Raw genomic sequence first — 19,014 nt, 5'->3', positions numbered from 1 at the left:
GAAATTTTCTCAACGACGACCCTTCCTGAAAATCCATGCCGCCGCCTGCAGATCGCCCCGCAATGGCACGATCAGGCGAAAAAACCCTGAAAATTCACGGAACTTTTGCCGCTGTAATTTGTTTTGTCCTCACACTTTGCAAAACAGTCTGGGGTAACCACCGATGACGCAAATCCGTGAACCGGAGCGCCGAAGCAGAATCCTGCGCGGCCGCCCCTATAGCCTTGATGAATTCGCTTCCAAATATGGCCTGGGTGGCGAGCAGGCCGAAAGCCTTTTCACCCGTTTCGGGCCCTCCTCGATCGAACTCGACCTGCTGATGGCCGCCAAGCGCCGCCTGCCCGTTCGGCAGGACGCACCAATTCCGCAGGACAGAATTGCCGAATAACACCTTGATCGAACGGAATTAACAGATGAGCGACCGACGTCACGAATGGATCAGCAAGAGAGCCTACGCCATCTGGGAAGAACAGGGCCGTCCCGACGGACGCGGTGACGATCACTGGCGCCAGGCGGTGGCCGAACGCAACGCACTGGAACGCACGCAAGCCTCTGTCGACGGCCGCGAGGTGTTGGTGAAGTTCCGACCAAAGCCGCCGCGGCCCGAACTGCCCCGCCAGGATTGGGTCAATCCATCGACGAAGGTTGGCTGATCCCAATCGCGTTGTCAGCGCTCGGCATCATATGGCACCCGGTGGCCGCTAAACGGCACACCGATCAGCGCGCATTCTTGGCTACACCATAAGGGGCCTCGAAGGACAATGGCGGATGGCCAGCCCGATCCTTCGAGGCTACGCCCCGCGGATTCGCTATCCCTGCGTGCATTCGCGGCTGCACCGCTCACCCTCATCTGTCTGCCGGCATCTCGCCCGCTGGGGAGAGGAGAATCGTGGAAGCGCCTCGTTCCCCTTAAGCCTGTGCTACAGGAATGATGACCGTGCACTTGCGCCCTTCTTCCCAGTGGGGAGAAACTGCCCGCAATGATACAGCGCAACCGATTCCCCGACCGCCACTGCTCCGGCTCGAAACGATTCATCAAGCATATTGGCATAAATCCATGGAGTACCGGCTTTCCGTCTGTCCGCCCGCGACATTGCCGCTCGACACTCTCTTCGCAAAATCGGAAACGGATGGGAATGGAAACGCGGTCGCTCGCAGGACACGGATTTCATCTCGCCGTGGCCAATCCCGGCGCCAGGCCTGTGCTGTAATCTCGGGGAAAAGCCTGAACGCCCTGCCGGGGGCGGCCATGTCAGAAAACCTTGTTTTCCACGCTAAGCGCCCTGTGGACCTCGGTCCAGAATAGCGCCAGGGGGGTGTCGCCGTTGCGTTCGGCAACGAGGGCGCGGATCAGCGCTTCGGAGCCCGCCATGTCCTGCCAGCTTGATTTCAGGCCCTTTGCGGCCTGTTGGCATTCGGCAATCTCGAAGGGTCTCTTGCTGTCCATATGAGGTCTCCTCGTGGAAAGGCGCTAGCAGGCGGAGCCGGGGTTGTCATTCCCCGCATATGTGGGGATGCCTTGTATTTAAGACAGTCCTCACGGTAGGATTGAGGGAATTGGGGCAGTGGAAATGATTGAGAATACCTATAGCGAAAAGTTCGAACCCGCCTTCGAACAGATCAAGGCCGCGGCCAACGTGGATGCGGCCATCCGCATTCTGCAGGCGGAGTATGGGCTCGATTTCGTCACCTACCACCTTGCCCAGACGATCGCCAGCAAGATCGATTCGCCCTTCGTGCGCACCACCTATCCGGATGCCTGGGTCTCCCGCTATCTGCTGAACAGCTATGTGAAGGTCGATCCGATCGTCAAGCAAGGCTTCGAGCGTCAGCTGCCTTTCGACTGGAGCGAGGTCGAGCCGACGCCGGAAGCCTATGCCATGCTGGTCGACGCCCAGAAGCATGGCATCGGCGGCAACGGCTATTCCATTCCCGTCGCCGACAAGGCGCAGCGCCGCGCGCTGCTGTCGGTGAATGCCCGCATCCCGGTCGACGAATGGACCGAGCTTGTGCGCCGCTGCCGCAACGAATGGATCGAGATCGCCCATCTGATCCATCGCAAGGCCGTCTACGAGCTGCACGGCGAAAACGACCCGGTGCCGGCGCTGTCGCCGCGCGAGATCGAGTGCCTGCACTGGACGGCACTCGGCAAGGATTACAAGGATATCTCGGTCATCCTCGGCATATCCGAGCACACCACGCGCGATTATCTGAAGACCGCCCGCTTCAAGCTCGGCTGCGCCACGATTTCGGCGGCCGCCTCACGGGCGGTGCAGTTGCGCATCATCAATCCCTGAGAATCGCAATCGATTTTGCGAAAACAAGATGTGTCGATCCAAAGAAGGATCGCGATCCTTCCCGGCCGCGCCTCGTTTTCGCGTGTCGTGACCACTCCTGATACTTTCGGGCTAATCCCCTCATCTGGGGGGGCCCATCTGAGGGAATTTCCGATCCGGCCCGGCTGAACCATTCTGCTCTCCACGAACTTGAAAACGCTGGAGGGCAAAATGTTCGTTATCATCCAGGCACATGAGTATCAGAAATACGCTGCCGTACTCGACCAGATGTTTCGCCTGCGCAAGAAGGTGTTCGCCGATACGCTCGGCTGGGACGTTCCCGTCATCGGCCCTTACGAACGCGACAGCTACGACGCGCTGGCTCCCGCCTATCTGGTCTGGTGCAACGACAGCCGCACCCGTCTTTACGGCGGCATGCGCCTGATGCCGACGACCGGCCCGACCCTTCTCTACGACGTCTTCCGTGAGACGTTCCCCGATGCCGCCGATCTCATTGCGCCGGGCATCTGGGAGGGCACGCGCATGTGCATCGATGAGGAGGCGATCGCCAAGGATTTCCCCAATATCGATGCCGCCCGCGCCTTTTCGATGATGCTGCTTGCGCTTTGCGAATGCGCGCTCGATCACGGCATCCATACGATGATTTCCAACTACGAGCCCTATCTCAAGCGCGTCTACAAACGCGCAGGCGCCGAAGTGGAAGAACTCGGCCGCGCAGACGGCTACGGCAAGTACCCCGTCTGCTGCGGCGCCTTCGAAGTGTCGGACCGCGTGCTGCGCAAGATGCGCACAGCCCTCGGCCTGACCCTACCCCTTTTCATCAGACATGTTCCGGCCCGCTCGGTCGTAACCCAATTCCTGGAGATGGCAGCATGAGCCGCATCGTTGAAACCGCATTGCAGAAAGATATCGGCGCCTTGGAGCGCCACGTGCTCGCCTCCCGCGACATCGCCACGCAAATTGGGGATCCCTTCCTCTCCTATCTTCTCTCGATGGCGCTGTTCACGATCTACGAGAAGAAGGCCCATCACGAGAACGAGGCGCTGAAGAGCAACTTCAGCTGAGGGCGTGACCCCCTCCGTGCGCCTGAAGAGGAGGCAAGTCTCCCGGCGCCTCGCGCGCAGCCGCAAAACCAGTCCCCGTTTTGCGGCTGCGCGCCCCTATCATGTCATCAAGGAATCGCCCTCATGACATCAAGGAATCTATGGTCGAGATTAGCGCGTCGTGCATGTAGGGCTTCGGCAGGAAAGCGGTATTGGCGGGCAGCGCCATCGGGTCGAGCCGCACCATGCCCGAGGTGATGATGATGCGGATATTCGGCCGCATCGCCCTCACCCGCTTGGCAAGCTGGATACCGTCCATCGAACCGGCCATGTTGACATCGGTGAACAGGATATCGACATCCTGCCGGCCCTTCAGCACCACCATCGCCTCGTCGGCATTGGCCGCCTCCAGCGCTATATGGCCAACATCTTCAAGCACATCGAGGACACTGAAACGGATCAGCGGCTCATCCTCGACGATAAGCACCACGGCACTGTTCAACCCCACCATCTACGATCGCCTTCCTCATCGAATCCAATCTCTGTAATTGTCGCCGGCGCCACAAGGTTCCAGTGCCCGCATCCATGAAATATGCATCGTCCACAGATGCTTGCGCTCTGCGCTTGTGGCTCCCTGCAATTTGCGTTAGAGCGAACCGATGCTGCGGGAACCATTGCCCCGGCATTACGGTGCCGGCCTCCGGCATCAAGGCGCCGGACATCCGACGCTGAGGGCCTGTAGCTCAATGGTTAGAGCCGGCGGCTCATAACCGCTTGGTTGGGGGTTCGAGTCCCTCCGGGCCCACCACTTTTTCCAGGGTTTTGCGCCGTGCGGCCCGCGCTGGCTTCATCTGGTCAACAGGCAGACGGCTATATATCGCCTCCTGTGGCGCGCATTGTATAGAAAGTACACGGTTTTTCAACGGTTAGCGAACCGCTGGATTGGTCACTCGATCAGGCCGCGGAGCTGTTTGAGCCATGGAGCGCCGGATTAGCGTTCGAGCCGCAGTTCGAACCGCCCCGCCCCGCCGTGGCTAGACAGGAATCCGCTGGCGGAGGTCGAGCGGTTTGGTCAACGGAATGGTCAACGTATCAGGTCTTTTGCCCCACCACGACGTCGTGGGGCGAGCAGTTCGCCTATCCCATCGCCGTCGGCCGCGAAGGCAAGCAAAATGGTACGGCACAACGCGGGTGGTGTCGAAGCGACTGCATCCCGAGTGGCGGCCAACGGCAGGTATGCGCCAGAAGAACCCAAGGCTTCCGGAAGTTGTGAAACCCGGCCCCGCAAATCCGCTTGGAACCCGCGCCATCTACCTTGCCGACTTTGCTCCGCATCCACGGAACCAACGACCCCTCCTCCATCGGCACCAATGCGTCGAGCGGATGCTTTCGGATGTACCGCGAGGACGTCGAGGAACTTTACAATCTGGTCCAGCCGGGGACACAAGTGATCGTCCAGCGGTGATCGGATCGGGTGGAGCCCCCAGCTGACCCCCTCTCCAAGCTGCAGCTGGCGCTAGGCTAGCCTTAGTTGGTTTAGCCGGTTCAGCTACCTGGCAAAGCACGGCGTAAAATCGCATGTCCCCATGGAACTATTGGCCTCAGGCCAGATTTCACAATTATCTCAGGGATGGAGCGAATTGACGGCACAATCCCAGAAGGTAGTAGCGCATCGAAGTGCGCTCGGGCGGCTATTCCGTCTGGCTCTCGACCCCACGCGTAGCAAACTTCTGCGCGGCCGGGATGAGCGTTTGTATCGACGCATGGCGCGGATACATGGAAGACTGTTGTCAACGATGAACGGATGGCTATTGATTTAAGTGCTGCAAAGGGCTTGCGATGGCTGGCGATCATGGCCGTCTGCGCATGCTGTGCCTGTACGACCACACAAACACCGAACACGTATCGCAGCAAAGGATATGTTTCCGAGAAGGTTTACGGTGTGAAGACGAGCCCGCGACACGCCCACGGCAGGAATATTCGCAAGGGTGGTGGCCGTTATACCGTCGGCAAGCCCTACGTGGTGAAGGGCAAACTTTACTCACCGAAGGAGGACCCGAGTTACGACAGGAATGGTGTCGCTTCCTGGTACGGCTCAGCGTTTCATGGTCGCCTGACTGCAAACGGCGAAGTTTACGACAGGGATCACCTTTCCGCCGCGCATCCCACCCTCCCTTTGCCCAGCTACGTGAGGGTGACCAATCTTGAAAACGGTTCTTCGCTCATCGTGCGTGTTAACGATCGCGGTCCCTACCATAGGGGCCGCATCATCGACGTTTCCAGCAAGGCGGCAGATTTGCTGGACCTGAAGCACCATGGCACGGCCTATGTTCGGGTCCAGTATGTAGGCCGCGCCGGCTCGGACGGACATGATATGCCTTTTCTTATGGCTTCTTACGTCACGAAGGGTGATCGTCTCAGGGACATCAAACCAGAGCCCGACGTGACGGTAGCCTCGAACCAGTCGACCGGCGATCATTTGGGGAGCCACAGCAAGTTCTTCTCGTCGTCACGGGCGAACCCTGCCATCAAGGCGATGAGCGCCTCCTACCAGCCGGGGGCAATCGCCGCGGCGGCGTTTCAGACATTCGGGCAATTCGTGATGTTACCTGAGATCGGCACTACTACCTTTGAGCGGACGCCCGAATTCGCTCCATCGATGCCGCCACAAAAATACTGCTTGAACAAGGATAGTGATGACGGTGAGCGCGGCTCCTGCGAGGTTCAGGCTCTCCCGTTACCGGGCGTCAAACGCAATGTGCGTCTGACGGTGGTTGTCTCCGTAAAGCGACGCCGCTCTCGACTAAGAGGCCACCGCCGGCGAGGAACAGCAATGGTTCTTCCCCAGAGTGCGCAAGAAGCCGTCACGAGACATGCCCACCTGCGGCGATAGTGCCAAGATAACCGGCGATAGCGCCCGAGCCCATGATCGCGATCCGCATGCCCCCGACGACCAAAGCCGTGGTTGTAAAATCAATACAGCAATTCCACCGCCACAGAGCAGAATCGAATGCTAAGTCCGGGGTGGCTGCGCATCGCAGGGTCGTGCGCGACAATTGAGCGCTTTTGCAGCCAAACGCTCGTCTAACGCCAAGGGCAGGATATACTTTACTCGTGGCTCCCCAATAAAGATCTGGCGCTCACGGAAAATCTCCCAAAAAATCACGATTGTCTTTTGGCGCTATTTCGATCATTTCGACGTGCTGGGATATTCACTTGCGAACAAGTCAGCGAAGACGCCCAAATCATCGGAGATAATTCGCTTTGAAACTTTTCGCGTGGCTTTCCTGGATGAATTGTTCGAATGAATGGACGCCTTTCCCTTCCGAAGAAAATGGAAACCTTGGCGGCATAGTCATGCGACGGCGTGGCACGAAATTTCTATTGGTTGAAACTCGCGTTCCGACGCTAGATGAACAACGTGAAGCACAGCTCTACTACGCCATACGTTAGGCGGGGGCTGCGCGTTACCATACAGACTGGCGTGGGCGCCTTCATCCTGCGTTCAGGCTCGATGGTAGAAACTGACGCGTCTTCTTGGGGGTGTTCACCATGACCAGAGATCATTTCGCTGCGATCGATGCACCATTGCAGAACGAAGATATTGTGATCTGCAAAAGGGTCTTCGATCATATCTGCGCGACCGGACACATAACGGGCGGCGACGCCTGCGACGAGCTCGCAACCCAGATCATCTATTTCTATCAGCATGGCGTCACGAACGAAGACAGCTTGGAACAGTTACTCGCGCGGGTTGCCAACAAACAAAGGCAGACATGAGTATTCCGAACATGCCCGCAGGCATTTCGTGTAGGGGCGGAACGATAGCTTATCGGCAGCGTTGTGCCCGGACACTCAAGGTCCTGGAGGATAACATGAAAATACTGCTCATCTCTGCCGCATCGCTGTTTTTGACACTCGGGGGAGCGGCGGTCGCGCAGACTACGACGGTCGTCGTTCCTGGCGAGGTCAAAACCTACGTCCTCAAACAGGAAACGCCATCCGTCATGTTTGAAGGTGACGTTGCAGTCGGCACGGCGCTTCCTGATACAGTCGAGATCCACACAATCCCCGATCAACCTGATTACGGTTATGTGGTCGTCAACAAAAAGCGTGTGCTCGTCAATCCGAAGACCCGCGCAGTCATTGAGGTCGTCGAATAAGTTGAAAGAACCGCGGGCCTCTTCCAAGGCCCGCGAGTTCTCTGCGCAGGCCCATCTGGAAGATAAGCCAAGCCACGGCCGAACGGCCCCGACTGACAAATATGGTCTGCGGCATCTCGTCAGTGGACGGCGGCAATCACGGGAATTCCGGCTTCCTCCGCCGCGCGAATGAGCGCGTCACGCGCTGTCTTTGCGGGGATATTGCCTTGAATGGCATCCAGGCAGGTTTTTACGGCCGCAATATATTCCCTGCCGTCGTCTGCCGGCCATGCGGCGACAAGGGCCTCGGCAACCTCGCCAAGTGATCGGATCAGCCTATGCTTTTCCTGACCGCTCATCACAAGCATAAGAGGGGCGAAATCTTCGCTTCCATGCCAATCCACGATACCAACCGTTTGCATTAATAGCCGCCCTTTATGCCCAAGAAGCGCCCGACATGGATCGACAACGCTTCATCAGGGAGGTTCTGACTGGAGTTCAGCAACATGGCTAAAACCTCCCTGATGTCCTTTCAACAAGGATCAGGAGAACCTAAGCCGGATGGCGCCGAAGGAAAGACAGACTTAAGTCGGGCTGGCGGCCTTAGACCCCGCTTCTCATATTAGATTTGAGGTAACATGACGGTCCGTGGAGGGACGGAACAGGAGGACGATATGAAGTTCGGTTCCGACAACACCAACCATGAAGAGTGCTGCTCCCAAGGCCATAGTTCGGCCTCGACCATCGCGACGATCGAAGCGGCGCTTTCCGCTGATCAGGATATCGACAGCAGTGCCATCGAGATCAGGATGCTCGGCCCGGTGGTCCTGCTCGAAGGCTACATAACAAACGCCGCAGACCGCGAGAAAGCCATCTCGCTTGCAGCGATGATCGTTGGCCGCGAGAACGTCCAGGATCGGATGCTGAGTCGCTTCCCCACGCAGTAATATATCCAAATGCGGTTAGGACCAAGGTCGGGCTGAGCCCCGGCATCAAGTCTTAGCTTTGGAACAGTTCCTCTATTCGACGGTTTGGCTCTGCAGCGGAACCAACCGCATCTAAAGAGGAAAACAAATGAATATCAAAGTTGTAGGTATTGCCGTCGGTGTCCTGTTGGCATCGACATCCGCCTTTGCACAGTCATCGACGGTGACAGGCGCCGTTGGTGGGGCTGCAACGGGCGCGATCGTCGGCGGCCCGGTCGGTGCGGCTGTCGGCGGCATTGTTGGCGGCGTGGCAGGTAGCGTCATTGATCCGCCGCCTCAGCAGGTTGTGACCTATGTTCAGCAGGCTCCGACCCCGACCGAACGCGTCGTGGTGAAGGAGAAGGTCGTCGTCGGCCAGCCCCTGCCGGAGACCGTCGTCGTGACGCCAATTCCCGATGATCCGAAATATGCATATGCGATCGTCAACGATCAGCGTGTGATCGTCGAACCTTCCTCGCGGAAGGTCATCCAGGTCATCCAGTGACCGACGGGCGGCTCCAGCCGCCTCCTTCCAAAAAATGACGGCATGCCTGCACCGCATCGAATGCGGGTCGTCGTATGCACAAACCTCGGAGATCGATCATGAAAGGCAACCATCTCGCCGTGCTCGTGGCAGCACTGTCACTGAGCGTATCCCCACTTGCAACATTGCCGGTGGCGGCCCAGCAGGACACAAAGAGCAGCGGACAGGCCCAGCCTAGCACGGAGGCTGGCGCCCAGTCGGGCTCTGCCAAGACCGGCGCCGACTGCACCCCCGACGCTTCCGGAGCCTGCCCAGGCAAGGGCCAGTCATCGCAGCAGAAATCCGGTCAGGGCTCCGACGTGAAAAAGAGTGCCGAGCAGCCTTCGACCGATGGCGCGACGAGCGGAAGTGCATCCGGCAAGACTTCGACAGAAACCAAGCCTGCATCGAAAGACGGCGGCGGTGGCACCACGACAGAACAGAAGCCCGCCGGCAAGTCCGGCACCACGGATAGCAGCGGCTCGGCCACCACAGGCACGAAGAGCACTTCGGAAAGCGGCGATGCGTCGAAGCAGTCGACAGACCAAAACGCCACGACAACAAACAAGAGCTCTTCTGAAACCAACGTCGACAACACCACGACGAACACCAAGACCAGCGTCAACATCTCGGTCGAGCAGCAGACCGAGATTCGAACGGTGGTGAAGGAGGTTCATGTTGCGCCTGTGAAGGAGGTCGACTTCACCATCTCTGTCGGTACGGCGATCCCGAAGAAGGTCCGGCTTGAACGGCTGCCGACGCGCATCGTGAAGATCGTTCCGCAGTATGAAGGCTACCGCTTCTTCATCCTTGCGGATGGCAGGATCGTCATCGTCGATCCCGACGCTCTCACCATTGTCTACATCATCGAGGCCTAACACGCGTTTCCCGGCGGCGTCCTATGCGTCGCCGGGCCGCAGGAGCAATCAATGATCTACCATGAAGATAAGCCGTCCGGCCTCGCGTTTCCCATCATCGTCATCCTGATTGCCATGGTCGCAATTGTCGGCAGCCTGGCACTGTCATCAGGCCATCAGGCATCAGCTCGGGTCTGGCTCCCTGCTACTTCGGCAGGGCCTTGATTTCATTTTAATATGCTGAGCGCAGAGCGCGCGCTTCCCCGTTGAGGCGCTTGGTCATCCTAGCGAGGTCGCGCTTTGCGCATGGATATGCGCGTGATTGACCCGGTCGTCGAGCCACCTGCCTTTCGATCGAAGTTGTGGTACTGTTTGATGGATGTCGTTGTCCTCGGGAGGGGTAGCAATTCATGGTCGTGCACAGGGATATGACTAGCGACGAATGGAAATGGCTTGTGCGCCTTTGCCAGCACGAGGCAGATAGCATTCCAAAGGAAATCGAAGCGCGATTTACCGAACTTGGTCTGTTCGGGCCGGACGGTCTCTCGGACAATGCCAGGAATTTGGTTCGAAATGAACTGCTGGCAGAGCGACGGAACAGACTGCAAGGGCTTCACTGACTGATAACTTTAGACGCAGAAGTCCAAAGCGGTGATGTCGGACGAGACGTTCCAAGCCGGAGATCCGACTATCTCGGCGCGCCGGCCGCAGACAGCTGGTCGCAATCGTCCAGCCGCAGTCTAAACCTGTGGAGATTCCGATCGCTCGGCCTCGGGAAAGCCAAGCATGGATTGGGCCATAAGGACGATGTCGGGGCGAACATCGGCTCCCGCGCGATGCCGGCAAACCTGCTGACGTCGTCCCACGGCGTTGTGTTGATTGGCCCTCTTTTCTAATAGCTACAAGACCGCCCGTCGCTGGGCCTGAACCCGCCTCCACAGGCCGGATTGAGCGGCTGGCTCTCGTAATGGTAATAACCGCCGCCGATCGACGAAGTCTGATCGGGGCTTGTGGATGTGCAGGCCGAAGTGATCGTGGCAAGGCTGATCAGCGTTCCGGTCGCGATAAATGCGAAAAATCGGTTCATCTGAGCGTCTCCTCGGAGGGGCGTGGCTTTGCCCCGGCCAAGCAATCTACCACGCCATAGCGAATGCAGGCATTGATTGATGGCAATCGACTGCCTTCTGCGGCCTCGCGTAACGCTAAATTGATCGCCTTTCAGCCCATCTTTTCAAGCCTATGCACCGTCACATAACTGTCATGCAAAATTGCCCATTGTTATGGCAGCCTGAGCAAAATATATGCCGCGGGCTAACAAAAAGAAGAATGAGCGACCTGTGATGAGTGCCATACAGAAACTTTTCAACCGCAATCTCCTGACCCGTTTTGTGACCGGTCTCGGTGCGGTTCCGCAGCGTTTTCGCGAAACCCGCGAAGAGCGCAAGCCTGCGATCCATCCCTCCTTCATGGATGATTTCGGCGCCTGACCCTACAATGCGTCCGCCGGCCGCCGGGTGAGGCAAACGCCTTATCCTGGCTGGCGCGGGCCCTCAGTTGACCGCGGGCGTCGCCATCCGCCCACCAGGAAATAAGAAAACCGATTATTCTCGGAAACTGTGGAGCTGCCGACCAGGCCGGCGAAATTCGTGCCGGTCTCGGTCTTCGCGGCCGGCGCCATATGCCGGTAGATGGTCATGCCGTCCATAAACGGCGCCTGACGAAGGCGTTACCCTCAACCTCCTTCGGTCCTGTGCTCGTCACAGGAATCCAGCCACTGCGCGTCTGCGCGGTGAATGACCCTTCTATGTGAAAGCCGAGTTTTCCGCGCCCAAAGACTTGGGCGCCTTGGATTCCTGTGACGAGCACAGGAATGAGAGAGGGGAAGGAGGAGCCCCCTGAGGACCCACATATTTTTCCCGCGATGAGGCTCACGGTTCCCTTCCGCCGCAATAGCTTCACAATCAACCGACAGAAAGTTCATCCGGGAAACGACAACTAGGGAATGAAACATGGCGCCGATTCTCTCCAAGACTCTTCTGATGACTGCCCTTCTGGCCCTGCCGCTTGGCTCCGCCGCGCCGGTATTGGCGCAGGAGGCAAAGCCGCGTGAGGCGGTGATTTCGGTGACGGGCGATGGCGAATCGGCCCTCGCGCCCGATATGGCCGTCGTCAACCTCGCCGTCGTCAAGCAGGCGAAGACCGCCCGTGAAGCGCTCGACGAAAACAACAAGGCGATGAACGAGGTGCTGAAGGCGCTGAAGGACGGCGGCATTGCCGAGCGCGATCTGCAGACCTCCGGTTTTTCCATCCAGCCGCAATACAACTATCCGCAGCCAGTCGATGGTCAGCAGCAGCAGCCGCAGCTGATCGGCTACCAGACCATCAATTCCATCACCATCAGGCTGCGCGATCTTGCCAAGCTCGGACAGGTGATCGACCAGTCCGTGACCCTCGGCATCAACCAGGGCGGCGACATCCAGTTCACCAACGACAAGCCGCAAGCAGCCCTCGAAGAGGCGCGCAAGAATGCCGTCGCCGAGGCGGTGAAGAAGGCGAAGACGCTGAGCGAAGCGGCCGGCGTCAAGCTCGGCCGCATCATCGAGATCAACGAGAATGTTCCTCGCCCGATGCCGCAGCCGGCCTATCGCGCCACGATGATGAAAGAAGCCTCAGATGCGGCCGTTCCCGTCCAGGGCGGCGAGAACAATTACAGTGTCAGCGTCACTGTGACTTTTGCGATTGAGCAGTAAAATGAGGGTGCCGGTGTCTTTGAGGACGCGCGGCGCTCAGACTGCTGACAATTGACGAGCAAGAGTTCAGCGTGACGGCCCGTCCGGCCTCGGAGATCGGTGAGATCAGCCCCTCATCCGCCTGCCGGCACCTTCTTGGATGATGAAAATGTAGGATATTGATGCTTGCCGGGCGGGTGGCCGCCCGCCCGGCAGCTGGTTGTCGGATCGTCACCTTCTTAGCCGTTTGGGGCTGTGGGGAGCAGGATCGCAACCGGCTCTTCATCTGGCCCGTGTGGTTGCAGGAACCTTGGGGTTCGTATCCAAGACAGGGACGACGAAGATGACAGATAATAGCATGATCTGTGCCGGAATCGATGTCGGCAAAAGCCATCTCGACATTGCCCTCCATCCCGGCAACGCAAGGCTGAGGGTCACTTACGACACCGCTGGCCTGACGGCGCTTGACGCCTTTCTTCGAGAGCATGACGTCAGCCGCATCGGCTTCGAAGCTTCTGGCGGCTATGAATGGCGGCTGCTGGCGCATCTGCGGGCCGGCGAGCGGCCGGCGGCGCGTCTGCAGCCGGCACAATTGCGTTTCTTCGCCAAGAGCCGGCTCAAGCGAGCCAAGAACGACCGGCTCGATGCCGCGCTGATTGCACTCTTCACGGCAAGTCTCGAGCAGTTGCCGGCGCTGCCGGACGCACGCTTCGACAAGTTGGCCGCCGAACTGACCTATCTGGAACAGATCGAGCAGCAGATCGCCCTGGTCAAGACCTTTGCCGAGACCGCCTTGTCGGAGCCGATCAAACGCCGTCACGCGCGCGAGGTCGCCCGCCTCGAAACCTGTCGCAAGGCCCATCTGCTGCGGCTCGAAAAGACGGTTCGCAACGATTGTGACCTGGCGCAACGGCTCGATCTGCTGATCTCAATCAAGGGAATCGGGCTGCGCAGCGCACTGTGCCTGATCATTCGGCTGCCCGAACTCGGCCATGCCGGCCGCGCCGAGATCGCCGCCCTTGCCGGCGTCGCACCCTATGACGACGATAGCGGAAAACATCATGGCAGACGCCGCATCCAGGGTGGTCGCGAACGCCTGCGAAAGAGCCTGTTCATGTGCGCATTCACGGCAACCCGGCACAATCCGGATCTCGCCGCTTTCTACACGCGCTTGCGTCAGAGCGGAAAGGAGCACCTGTGCGCCGTCATAGCCGTCGCCCGAAAACTCATCGCTCTCGCCAACACAATCCTCTTTCGAAAGACCGAATGGACGCCACAATACAGCAAAAATTAAACATGGTTGCTCCCCGCTTGCGGGGCGAAGGGGATATGGCGCACCGGCCTCCTCCATCTCCACGTTGCCTTTGGCACGTCCCCTCGCCCCGTTTTTTACGGGGAGAGGGTTAGGGTGAGGGGCAGTCGTGCGGTCGAACCGCAGCTATGGCAGTAGGCGAAGACGACGCCGGACTCACAAAAGAAAACCGCCCTTGCCGATCCGGGGAGACTGGCAAAGGCGGTTTTGCAGCGCCGCACGTCTTTCGGACGTGCTAAGGACGCCGCAACACTTTGAATTGCTGCATAATTTTATCCTCAGATCGATTCCGATCTAAGAAATTATGCAGTGCCGCCGCATCGGGGAGACGAGGCGGTATTCTACTTGATATCAGCGGCGCATCGCCGGGCAGCCGCGGACGTTGGCGAAGCTCATTTCGCCGGGGCCGCGGCGGGTCCAGCCCTGGACGATGACGCGGCGGGGCGTGACGTCGACGACGCGGGCGCGGCGGAAGCCGTAATCGCGGGCCATATCTTCGGCCATACGCGGATCGCAGCCGCGCGGCCGGCGGTCGAAGCCCGGACGCTCGTAACCCGGAGGCGGACGGCGGTAGTCGCGCGGCGCGTCACGGTCCTGATCGCCGATAATGATATTCAACTGCGCGGCGGCAGGCGCCACCGTGCCGGCAAGGGTGCCGGCTGTCAGCATGACGGCAAGACCCGCCTTTGCCAAAAACTGCATCATCGAAAAACCTTTCATTCTATAGTCGGTGCGGTCGAGCCGCCCTCCCCCGCTCTCCGCGGGAATCACTCATACGGGTTAGAGAAGAGACGGCTGAAAGTGGCGCCGTCAAGGCAAAACGGCGGCAAGCGCCTGTCGGCGCTCGCCGCTCGATGCTCAGCGCCGGATCAGCGGGCAGCCGCGGACATTGGCGAAGACCATTCTGTCCCAGCCGCGCCGGTCGCGACCGGCGACGACGACGACCCGGGGCGACATGCGGGTGATATGGGCTCTCCGGAGGCCGAAATCACGCGCCTTGTTCACGGCATGGATCGGCGAGCAGCCGCGGATCGGCCGATGATATTGCGCCTCGACGACGAAGTTCGTCTGCGGCCCGGCGGCTGCCGCCGTGGAAACCGTGGCCGGAATGGAGCAGAGGGCGAGCAATGCGGCCAGCGAGGCCTTGGCGAGGAAATGCGTCATGGAGTGTCTCCGTCGGTTTGATAGGCTCTCCCTTCAGGGATTGCCTCGACAGTAGACGCTGCAAACTGAATGGTGTTCGAACCACCCATTCAGTTTTCATTCACAAGGATTAATCCTTTCAGGGGCTGAGATGCAGGACGATTTCGCGCCGGTGCGGGTGGTCGCGATGTTCGAAGAGATAGAGCCCCTGCCAGGTGCCGAGCATCAGCCGGCCGCGCGCGAAGGGAATGCCGATCGTGACCTGCGTCAGCGCCGCCTTGATATGCGCCGGCATGTCGTCCGGCCCCTCGGCCCGATGCACGACCCAGCCCATCGCAGGATCGGTGGCCGGCGGCACCAGGCGGCGGAAGAAGGTGAGAAGATCGGTGCGCACGTCGGGATCGGCATTTTCCTGGATCAGCAACGAGCAGGAGGTGTGACGCACGAAGACGGTGAGCAGCCCCTCCTCCAGCCCCGAGGTGTTGACGAAGGCGTCCGCCTGATCGGTGAATTCATAAAGGCCCTGTCCGCGGGTGGATAGGGTCAGGATCGTCTGGGGCAAGGCGCTCTCCCGTCTCGAAATCTTATCGCAGCGAGGTGGCGCGTCACTGGCGGCAAGTCAAGCTTGCCGGGGCAAGTCAAGCTTGCCGGGGCAAGTCAAGCTTGCCGGGGCAAGTCAAAGCGAACACCGTGTCAAAGCTTGATCAGCGTCTCGAAGCCACCGTAGATCATTCGCTTGCCATCGAAGGGCATCTGCCATTGATCGCCTTTGAGCCGCGGATCGGCCATCACCTTGGCGTTGATATCGTCGCGCTCCTGCCGCGACCGGTAGACAATCCAGGCAAACACTACCACCTCGTCCTCCTCGGCCTGCACGGCGCGGGGAAAGGAGGTCAGCTCGCCATAAGGCACGTCGTCGCCGATGCATTCGACATATTCGAGCGCGCCGTATTCCTTCCAGATCGAACCGGCAAACGTCGAGAACGCCTTATAAGCTTCGATATTCTCCTTCGGCACCGCCACGATGAAACCGTCGATATAGGACATCACACTGCTCCTCCCTCTCGCGCTGGGGTGAGAGATAGGAGCGCGGCGGGGCAGGTCCAGGGATGACGCGCCCGCCAGCCTCGTTAGGGCAGTCAGGGCCCGTTGACCAGCTTGAGGATGAGTTGCTGGATATTGCCGCCGTCGCCCATTTCCACCTTATCGAAGTCGCGGCCGCGATGACGCTGCTTCGCCGAGATCTCGCCGAGGCGCCGGGTCAGCTCTATGCGAATCTTTTTGCAATCGGGGTCGTCGGCAACGGTGAGGCCGATGCTCATCACCTCGATTTCCTTGACCATCTCCTTGATGGTGTCGCCATGCACCCGCTCATGCGCCTGCACGCCGGCGATGAAGCTCCCCCAGCTGCCGCCAACGGCCGGCGGCAGCGCAGCCGAGGGTTTCGGCAGCGTATAGGTGATGATCAGCTTCGGGCGGTTGGTCGTGATGACGCAGGAAGTGCCCTGCGCTTCGTATTTCCGTGTCCAGGTCAGCTTGAACGTCGTATGTGCGATGACCCGGCCGATGCCGACCTGAGGTCCCCGCGCCCCGATCGACTCGTAGAGCTCAGTGCCTGACTTGCCTGATATCGAATAGGGCCGCACTTCCTCGACCACCTGCCACTCGGCCTGCGCCGCAACGGGCGCGCAGGCGAAAACCGCCGCCAATGCATAGGGTAGAAAAGCTCTCGTCACGCGTTGCCCCGCCGAATAATCGTTCGCGCGGACCCTAACGGGAGCCGCCACTACTTTCAACGCGCCATGCATGTTTCAGCCCTGCAGCGTCTTTACCTTGGTAAGAGCGGGGAAGAGCCGCATCCACAGCAGCACGACGGCGATCGTCCCAAGCCCGCCGACGAGGCCGGTGGCGACCGGGCCGAGTGCTGCCGCCATCATGCCGGATTCGAATTCGCCGAGCTGGTTGGAGGTGCCGATGAATAGCGAGTTGACGGCGCTGACGCGGCCGCGCATTTCGTCCGGCGTCAGCAGTTGCACCAGCGAGCTGCGCACGACGACGCTCACCGTATCGGAGGCGCCGACGACAAGAAGGGCGGCGACCGAAAGCACGATATTGGTGGAGAGCGAAAAGACGATGGTGGCGAGGCCGAACACGGCGACAGCGGCAAGCATCTTGCGCCCGACATTGCTCTCGAGCGGCCGGCGAGCAAGCACGATCGACATGGCAAGCGCGCCGATCGCCGGTGCGGCGCGCAGGAGGCCCAGTCCCCAGGGGCCGGCATGCAGAATATCACGGGCGAACATCGGCAGGAGCGCGGTGGCGCCGCCGAGCAGTACCGCAAAGAGATCGAGCGAAATCGTGCCGAGCATTACCGGCCGGCTGCGGATGAAGGAGACGCCGGCAAAGACCGAGGCAAGTGTCACCGGCTCGCGTTTGGAAGGCGCCCATTGCATGCGGATCGAGATGACGTTGAAGCTCGCCACGGCAAAGAGCAGCGCGGCAACAGCGAAGGGCGCCACAGGGTCGAGGCCGTAGAGCAGGCCGCCGAGCGAGGGGCCGACGATCAGCGCCGTCTGCATCAGCGAGGTGGAGGTAGCGACCGCCTTCTGCAGCAGCGAAGCCGGCACGATGTTCGGCAGCAGCGCAGCCATGGTCGGCCGCTCGAAGGCGACGACAGCGCCGAGCACGGTGACGGCGGCAAGGATGCCGGCCGGCGTCAGCCATTGCTGCCAGGTGGCAACCGCCAGCACCAGCGCCGTCACCGCCTCGATCAACTGGCAGATGAGGCCGATTCGCCGCCGGTCGAACCGGTCGGCGACATGGCCGACGACGAAGGTCAGCGCCGCCATCGGCAGGAACTGGCAGAGGCCGACGAGGCCGAGCGCAAAGGCGCTGTGCGTCTGGTCGTAGATCATCCAGCCCATGGCGATGCCGATCGACTGGAAGGCAAGCGAGGAAAAGACGCGGGAGGCAGCGAAGTTCAGATAGCCGGGGTGGCGAAGAACGCTCCGCGGGCCTTGGGATATGTCCATGTTGCGATGTCACCGGCCGACGTGGGAGGCAGCGGCCTTCAGGAGATTTTTCGTGAATGTGCGAATGGTGTTCTGCCCCGATAGAGGGTTTGTCAATTGGAATGAACCGATGTCACCGGATTGTGCATGCGACGCGCTTAGCGCGGCTCCTTTATGATGTTCAGGTAGGCGGAGTCGAATTCGGCGATTTCCTGCAGGCGCTCCCAGTCGACGATTGTGATCGTCCGGTTCTCCCAGGTGAAAACGCCCTCGCGCCTCAGCGCCTGCAGCGTCTTGTTCAGATGGACGACGGAAACGCCGAGCACGTCGGCCATCTCGATCTGCGTCAACGGAAACTGGAAGCTCGCGCCCCGCGTCCGCTTGACGACCTGCAGCCGCACGAAGAGCTCGCAGACGAGGTGGGCGATATGGGCGCGTTTGGAGCGCCGGCCCATGGCGACGATCCACTCGCGGTGAATGGCGCCATCGACCAGCGTATCGAGCCAGAGCAGCCGTGTCAGATGCGGCATTCGCTCGGTGATCGCCCTGAGATCGCCGTGGTCGGCGAAAACGACGTGGCAGGACGACAGCGCGACGATGCCGTGATCCATTTTCTTGACGGGAAAGGCATGCAGGTCGACGAAATCGCCGGCGACATGCAGCGCGGTGATCTGGCGGCTGCCATCGGCCATGACCTTGTAGCGCGCCGCGAAACCATCGAGCAGCAGCGTGCTGTAGGGCGGGCGGCTGCCTTCGGGGACGATATCTTCTCCGGCAGCGAAGTGCCTGTCCTTGATCAGGATCGACCGGAGTAGGTTCTCCTCCTCGGCCGAAAGCACATCGCGGCTTCCAAGGTTGAGCAGCAGGGCTTCAATCACGGGCTTGCCCACCGATGGCACACGAGGAGACCATGACTATGCGACCTGTATTTTCTATAAGAATCAATGCCTAGCCTCGGGAACAATTGTCTTCATCTGTAATTTCTCCCTGTG

28 protein-coding genes, 1 tRNA gene and 1 pseudogene are annotated in these 19,014 nt (G+C 60.0%); 18 read left to right on the top strand and 12 right to left on the bottom strand.

What is annotated here, in order from left to right; translation table 11 throughout:
* Window positions 1–163: 163 nt before the first annotated feature.
* Both FFM81_RS06570 and FFM81_RS06565 read left to right on the top strand, forming a co-directional pair.
* Complete coding sequence (locus FFM81_RS06570; protein ID WP_003565183.1) at window positions 164–388, top strand: hypothetical protein; 225 nt, start codon at window positions 164–166, stop codon at window positions 386–388.
* Between the two features lie 25 nt (window positions 389–413).
* Complete coding sequence (locus FFM81_RS06565) at window positions 414–653, top strand: DUF2934 domain-containing protein (protein ID WP_003565184.1); 240 nt, start codon at window positions 414–416, stop codon at window positions 651–653.
* A 599-nt stretch (window positions 654–1,252) separates the two neighbouring features.
* Here FFM81_RS06565 and FFM81_RS06560 read toward each other — a convergent pair.
* Entirely contained in the window at window positions 1,253–1,447 is a 195-nt protein-coding gene (locus tag FFM81_RS06560) for a hypothetical protein (RefSeq protein ID WP_003565186.1), read from the bottom strand.
* 124 nt (window positions 1,448–1,571) lie between these two features.
* On the opposite strand from FFM81_RS06560, the gene FFM81_RS06555 reads away from it, so the two are divergent.
* From FFM81_RS06555 to FFM81_RS06545, 3 genes are all read left to right on the top strand, one after another.
* A complete protein-coding gene (locus tag FFM81_RS06555) occupies window positions 1,572–2,297 on the top strand; it encodes a LuxR family transcriptional regulator (protein ID WP_003565188.1) in 726 nt (241 codons plus the stop codon).
* A 210-nt stretch (window positions 2,298–2,507) separates the two neighbouring features.
* A complete protein-coding gene (locus tag FFM81_RS06550; RefSeq protein WP_003565194.1) occupies window positions 2,508–3,173 on the top strand; it encodes an acyl-homoserine-lactone synthase in 666 nt (221 codons plus the stop codon).
* A complete protein-coding gene (locus FFM81_RS06545; protein ID WP_003565196.1) occupies window positions 3,170–3,361 on the top strand; it encodes a hypothetical protein in 192 nt (63 codons plus the stop codon). Before FFM81_RS06550 ends, FFM81_RS06545 begins: the two co-directional genes overlap by 4 nt.
* 121 nt (window positions 3,362–3,482) lie before the next feature.
* Here FFM81_RS06545 and FFM81_RS06540 read toward each other — a convergent pair whose 3' ends face one another.
* Window positions 3,483–3,851: a response regulator gene (locus FFM81_RS06540; RefSeq protein WP_003565199.1), complete on the bottom strand. Its 369-nt coding sequence runs from the start codon at window positions 3,849–3,851 to the stop codon at window positions 3,483–3,485.
* Between the two features lie 221 nt (window positions 3,852–4,072).
* On the opposite strand from FFM81_RS06540, the gene FFM81_RS06535 reads away from it, so the two are divergent.
* The 5 genes and pseudogenes from FFM81_RS06535 to FFM81_RS06515 all read left to right on the top strand — a co-directional run bounded on the left by FFM81_RS06535 (window position 4,073) and on the right by FFM81_RS06515 (window position 7,503).
* Window positions 4,073–4,148, top strand: a tRNA-Ile gene (locus FFM81_RS06535).
* Between the two features lie 303 nt (window positions 4,149–4,451).
* A pseudogene (locus FFM81_RS06530) lies at window positions 4,452–4,805 on the top strand (L,D-transpeptidase); the annotation flags it as partial.
* Between the two features lie 339 nt (window positions 4,806–5,144).
* Window positions 5,145–6,233, top strand: a complete 1,089-nt coding sequence (locus tag FFM81_RS06525; RefSeq protein WP_246401172.1) for a septal ring lytic transglycosylase RlpA family protein — start codon at window positions 5,145–5,147, stop codon at window positions 6,231–6,233.
* Between the two features lie 659 nt (window positions 6,234–6,892).
* Window positions 6,893–7,120 carry a hypothetical protein gene (locus FFM81_RS06520; protein ID WP_097537524.1) on the top strand — a complete coding sequence of 76 codons (228 nt, stop codon included), beginning with the start codon at window positions 6,893–6,895 and terminating at the stop codon, window positions 7,118–7,120.
* Window positions 7,121–7,215: 95 nt separating this feature from the next.
* Window positions 7,216–7,503 carry a DUF1236 domain-containing protein gene (locus FFM81_RS06515; protein WP_003565315.1) on the top strand — a complete coding sequence of 96 codons (288 nt, stop codon included), beginning with the start codon at window positions 7,216–7,218 and terminating at the stop codon, window positions 7,501–7,503.
* A 119-nt stretch (window positions 7,504–7,622) separates the two neighbouring features.
* Here FFM81_RS06515 and FFM81_RS06510 read toward each other — a convergent pair whose 3' ends face one another.
* The gene (locus FFM81_RS06510; protein ID WP_003565317.1) at window positions 7,623–7,904 is read right to left on the bottom strand and encodes a DUF982 domain-containing protein; all 282 of its coding nucleotides are present in this window, start codon (window positions 7,902–7,904) and stop codon (window positions 7,623–7,625) included.
* Window positions 7,905–8,156: 252 nt separating this feature from the next.
* Here FFM81_RS06510 and FFM81_RS06505 point away from each other — a divergent pair, with 252 nt between their 5' ends.
* The 5 genes from FFM81_RS06505 (at window position 8,157) to FFM81_RS33220 (ending at window position 10,447) form a co-directional block, all read left to right on the top strand.
* Window positions 8,157–8,429 (top strand): BON domain-containing protein, encoded by a 273-nt coding sequence (locus FFM81_RS06505; RefSeq protein WP_037091455.1) that lies wholly within the window; start codon window positions 8,157–8,159, stop codon window positions 8,427–8,429.
* 127 nt (window positions 8,430–8,556) lie between these two features.
* A complete protein-coding gene (locus tag FFM81_RS06500; RefSeq protein ID WP_003565321.1) occupies window positions 8,557–8,952 on the top strand; it encodes a DUF1236 domain-containing protein in 396 nt (131 codons plus the stop codon).
* A gap of 98 nt (window positions 8,953–9,050) precedes the next feature.
* Window positions 9,051–9,848, top strand: coding sequence for a DUF1236 domain-containing protein (locus FFM81_RS06495; protein ID WP_138385010.1), 798 nt, complete (start codon window positions 9,051–9,053; stop codon window positions 9,846–9,848).
* A gap of 51 nt (window positions 9,849–9,899) precedes the next feature.
* Window positions 9,900–10,052 (top strand): hypothetical protein, encoded by a 153-nt coding sequence (locus FFM81_RS06490; RefSeq protein WP_003565325.1) that lies wholly within the window; start codon window positions 9,900–9,902, stop codon window positions 10,050–10,052.
* Window positions 10,053–10,237: 185 nt separating this feature from the next.
* Window positions 10,238–10,447 carry a hypothetical protein gene (locus FFM81_RS33220; RefSeq protein ID WP_003565327.1) on the top strand — a complete coding sequence of 70 codons (210 nt, stop codon included), beginning with the start codon at window positions 10,238–10,240 and terminating at the stop codon, window positions 10,445–10,447.
* 272 nt (window positions 10,448–10,719) lie between these two features.
* On the opposite strand, the gene FFM81_RS06485 is transcribed toward FFM81_RS33220, so the two are convergent.
* Entirely contained in the window at window positions 10,720–10,914 is a 195-nt protein-coding gene (locus FFM81_RS06485; protein ID WP_003565328.1) for a hypothetical protein, read from the bottom strand.
* A 253-nt stretch (window positions 10,915–11,167) separates the two neighbouring features.
* Here FFM81_RS06485 and FFM81_RS06480 point away from each other — a divergent pair, with 253 nt between their 5' ends.
* A complete protein-coding gene (locus FFM81_RS06480) occupies window positions 11,168–11,314 on the top strand; it encodes a hypothetical protein (protein ID WP_003565330.1) in 147 nt (48 codons plus the stop codon).
* Window positions 11,315–11,355: 41 nt separating this feature from the next.
* Here the strand turns inward: FFM81_RS06480 and FFM81_RS06475 are convergent, their stop codons facing one another.
* Window positions 11,356–11,532, bottom strand: a complete 177-nt coding sequence (locus tag FFM81_RS06475) for a hypothetical protein (protein ID WP_164895991.1) — start codon at window positions 11,530–11,532, stop codon at window positions 11,356–11,358.
* Window positions 11,533–11,836: 304 nt separating this feature from the next.
* On the opposite strand from FFM81_RS06475, the gene FFM81_RS06470 reads away from it, so the two are divergent.
* Window positions 11,837–12,577, top strand: a complete 741-nt coding sequence (locus FFM81_RS06470; RefSeq protein ID WP_025416691.1) for an SIMPL domain-containing protein — start codon at window positions 11,837–11,839, stop codon at window positions 12,575–12,577.
* A 322-nt stretch (window positions 12,578–12,899) separates the two neighbouring features.
* Window positions 12,900–13,850, top strand: coding sequence for an IS110 family RNA-guided transposase (locus FFM81_RS06465; protein WP_138385009.1), 951 nt, complete (start codon window positions 12,900–12,902; stop codon window positions 13,848–13,850).
* A gap of 369 nt (window positions 13,851–14,219) precedes the next feature.
* Here FFM81_RS06465 and FFM81_RS06460 read toward each other — a convergent pair whose 3' ends face one another.
* The 7 genes from FFM81_RS06460 to FFM81_RS06430 all read right to left on the bottom strand — a co-directional run bounded on the left by FFM81_RS06460 (window position 14,220) and on the right by FFM81_RS06430 (window position 18,900).
* Window positions 14,220–14,573: a hypothetical protein gene (locus FFM81_RS06460; RefSeq protein ID WP_003565336.1), complete on the bottom strand. Its 354-nt coding sequence runs from the start codon at window positions 14,571–14,573 to the stop codon at window positions 14,220–14,222.
* 153 nt (window positions 14,574–14,726) lie between these two features.
* A complete protein-coding gene (locus tag FFM81_RS06455; RefSeq protein WP_003565338.1) occupies window positions 14,727–15,032 on the bottom strand; it encodes a hypothetical protein in 306 nt (101 codons plus the stop codon).
* Window positions 15,033–15,150: 118 nt separating this feature from the next.
* Window positions 15,151–15,573 carry a secondary thiamine-phosphate synthase enzyme YjbQ gene (locus FFM81_RS06450; protein ID WP_128399565.1) on the bottom strand — a complete coding sequence of 141 codons (423 nt, stop codon included), beginning with the start codon at window positions 15,571–15,573 and terminating at the stop codon, window positions 15,151–15,153.
* 131 nt (window positions 15,574–15,704) lie between these two features.
* Window positions 15,705–16,058: a DUF1428 domain-containing protein gene (locus FFM81_RS06445; protein ID WP_025416692.1), complete on the bottom strand. Its 354-nt coding sequence runs from the start codon at window positions 16,056–16,058 to the stop codon at window positions 15,705–15,707.
* 92 nt (window positions 16,059–16,150) lie between these two features.
* Window positions 16,151–16,819, bottom strand: a complete 669-nt coding sequence (locus tag FFM81_RS06440; protein WP_245456695.1) for a DUF922 domain-containing Zn-dependent protease — start codon at window positions 16,817–16,819, stop codon at window positions 16,151–16,153.
* Between the two features lie 3 nt (window positions 16,820–16,822).
* Window positions 16,823–18,043: an MFS transporter gene (locus FFM81_RS06435; RefSeq protein ID WP_138385008.1), complete on the bottom strand. Its 1,221-nt coding sequence runs from the start codon at window positions 18,041–18,043 to the stop codon at window positions 16,823–16,825.
* A 137-nt stretch (window positions 18,044–18,180) separates the two neighbouring features.
* Window positions 18,181–18,900, bottom strand: coding sequence for a Crp/Fnr family transcriptional regulator (locus FFM81_RS06430; RefSeq protein WP_025416695.1), 720 nt, complete (start codon window positions 18,898–18,900; stop codon window positions 18,181–18,183).
* Between the last annotated feature and the right edge of the window lie 114 nt (window positions 18,901–19,014).

Source organism: Rhizobium hidalgonense (assembly GCF_005862185.2).
GTDB lineage: Bacteria > Pseudomonadota > Alphaproteobacteria > Rhizobiales > Rhizobiaceae > Rhizobium > Rhizobium hidalgonense.
The sequence above is the reverse complement of the archived record's forward strand: the minus strand, read 5'-3'. Positions and strand labels throughout refer to the sequence as shown.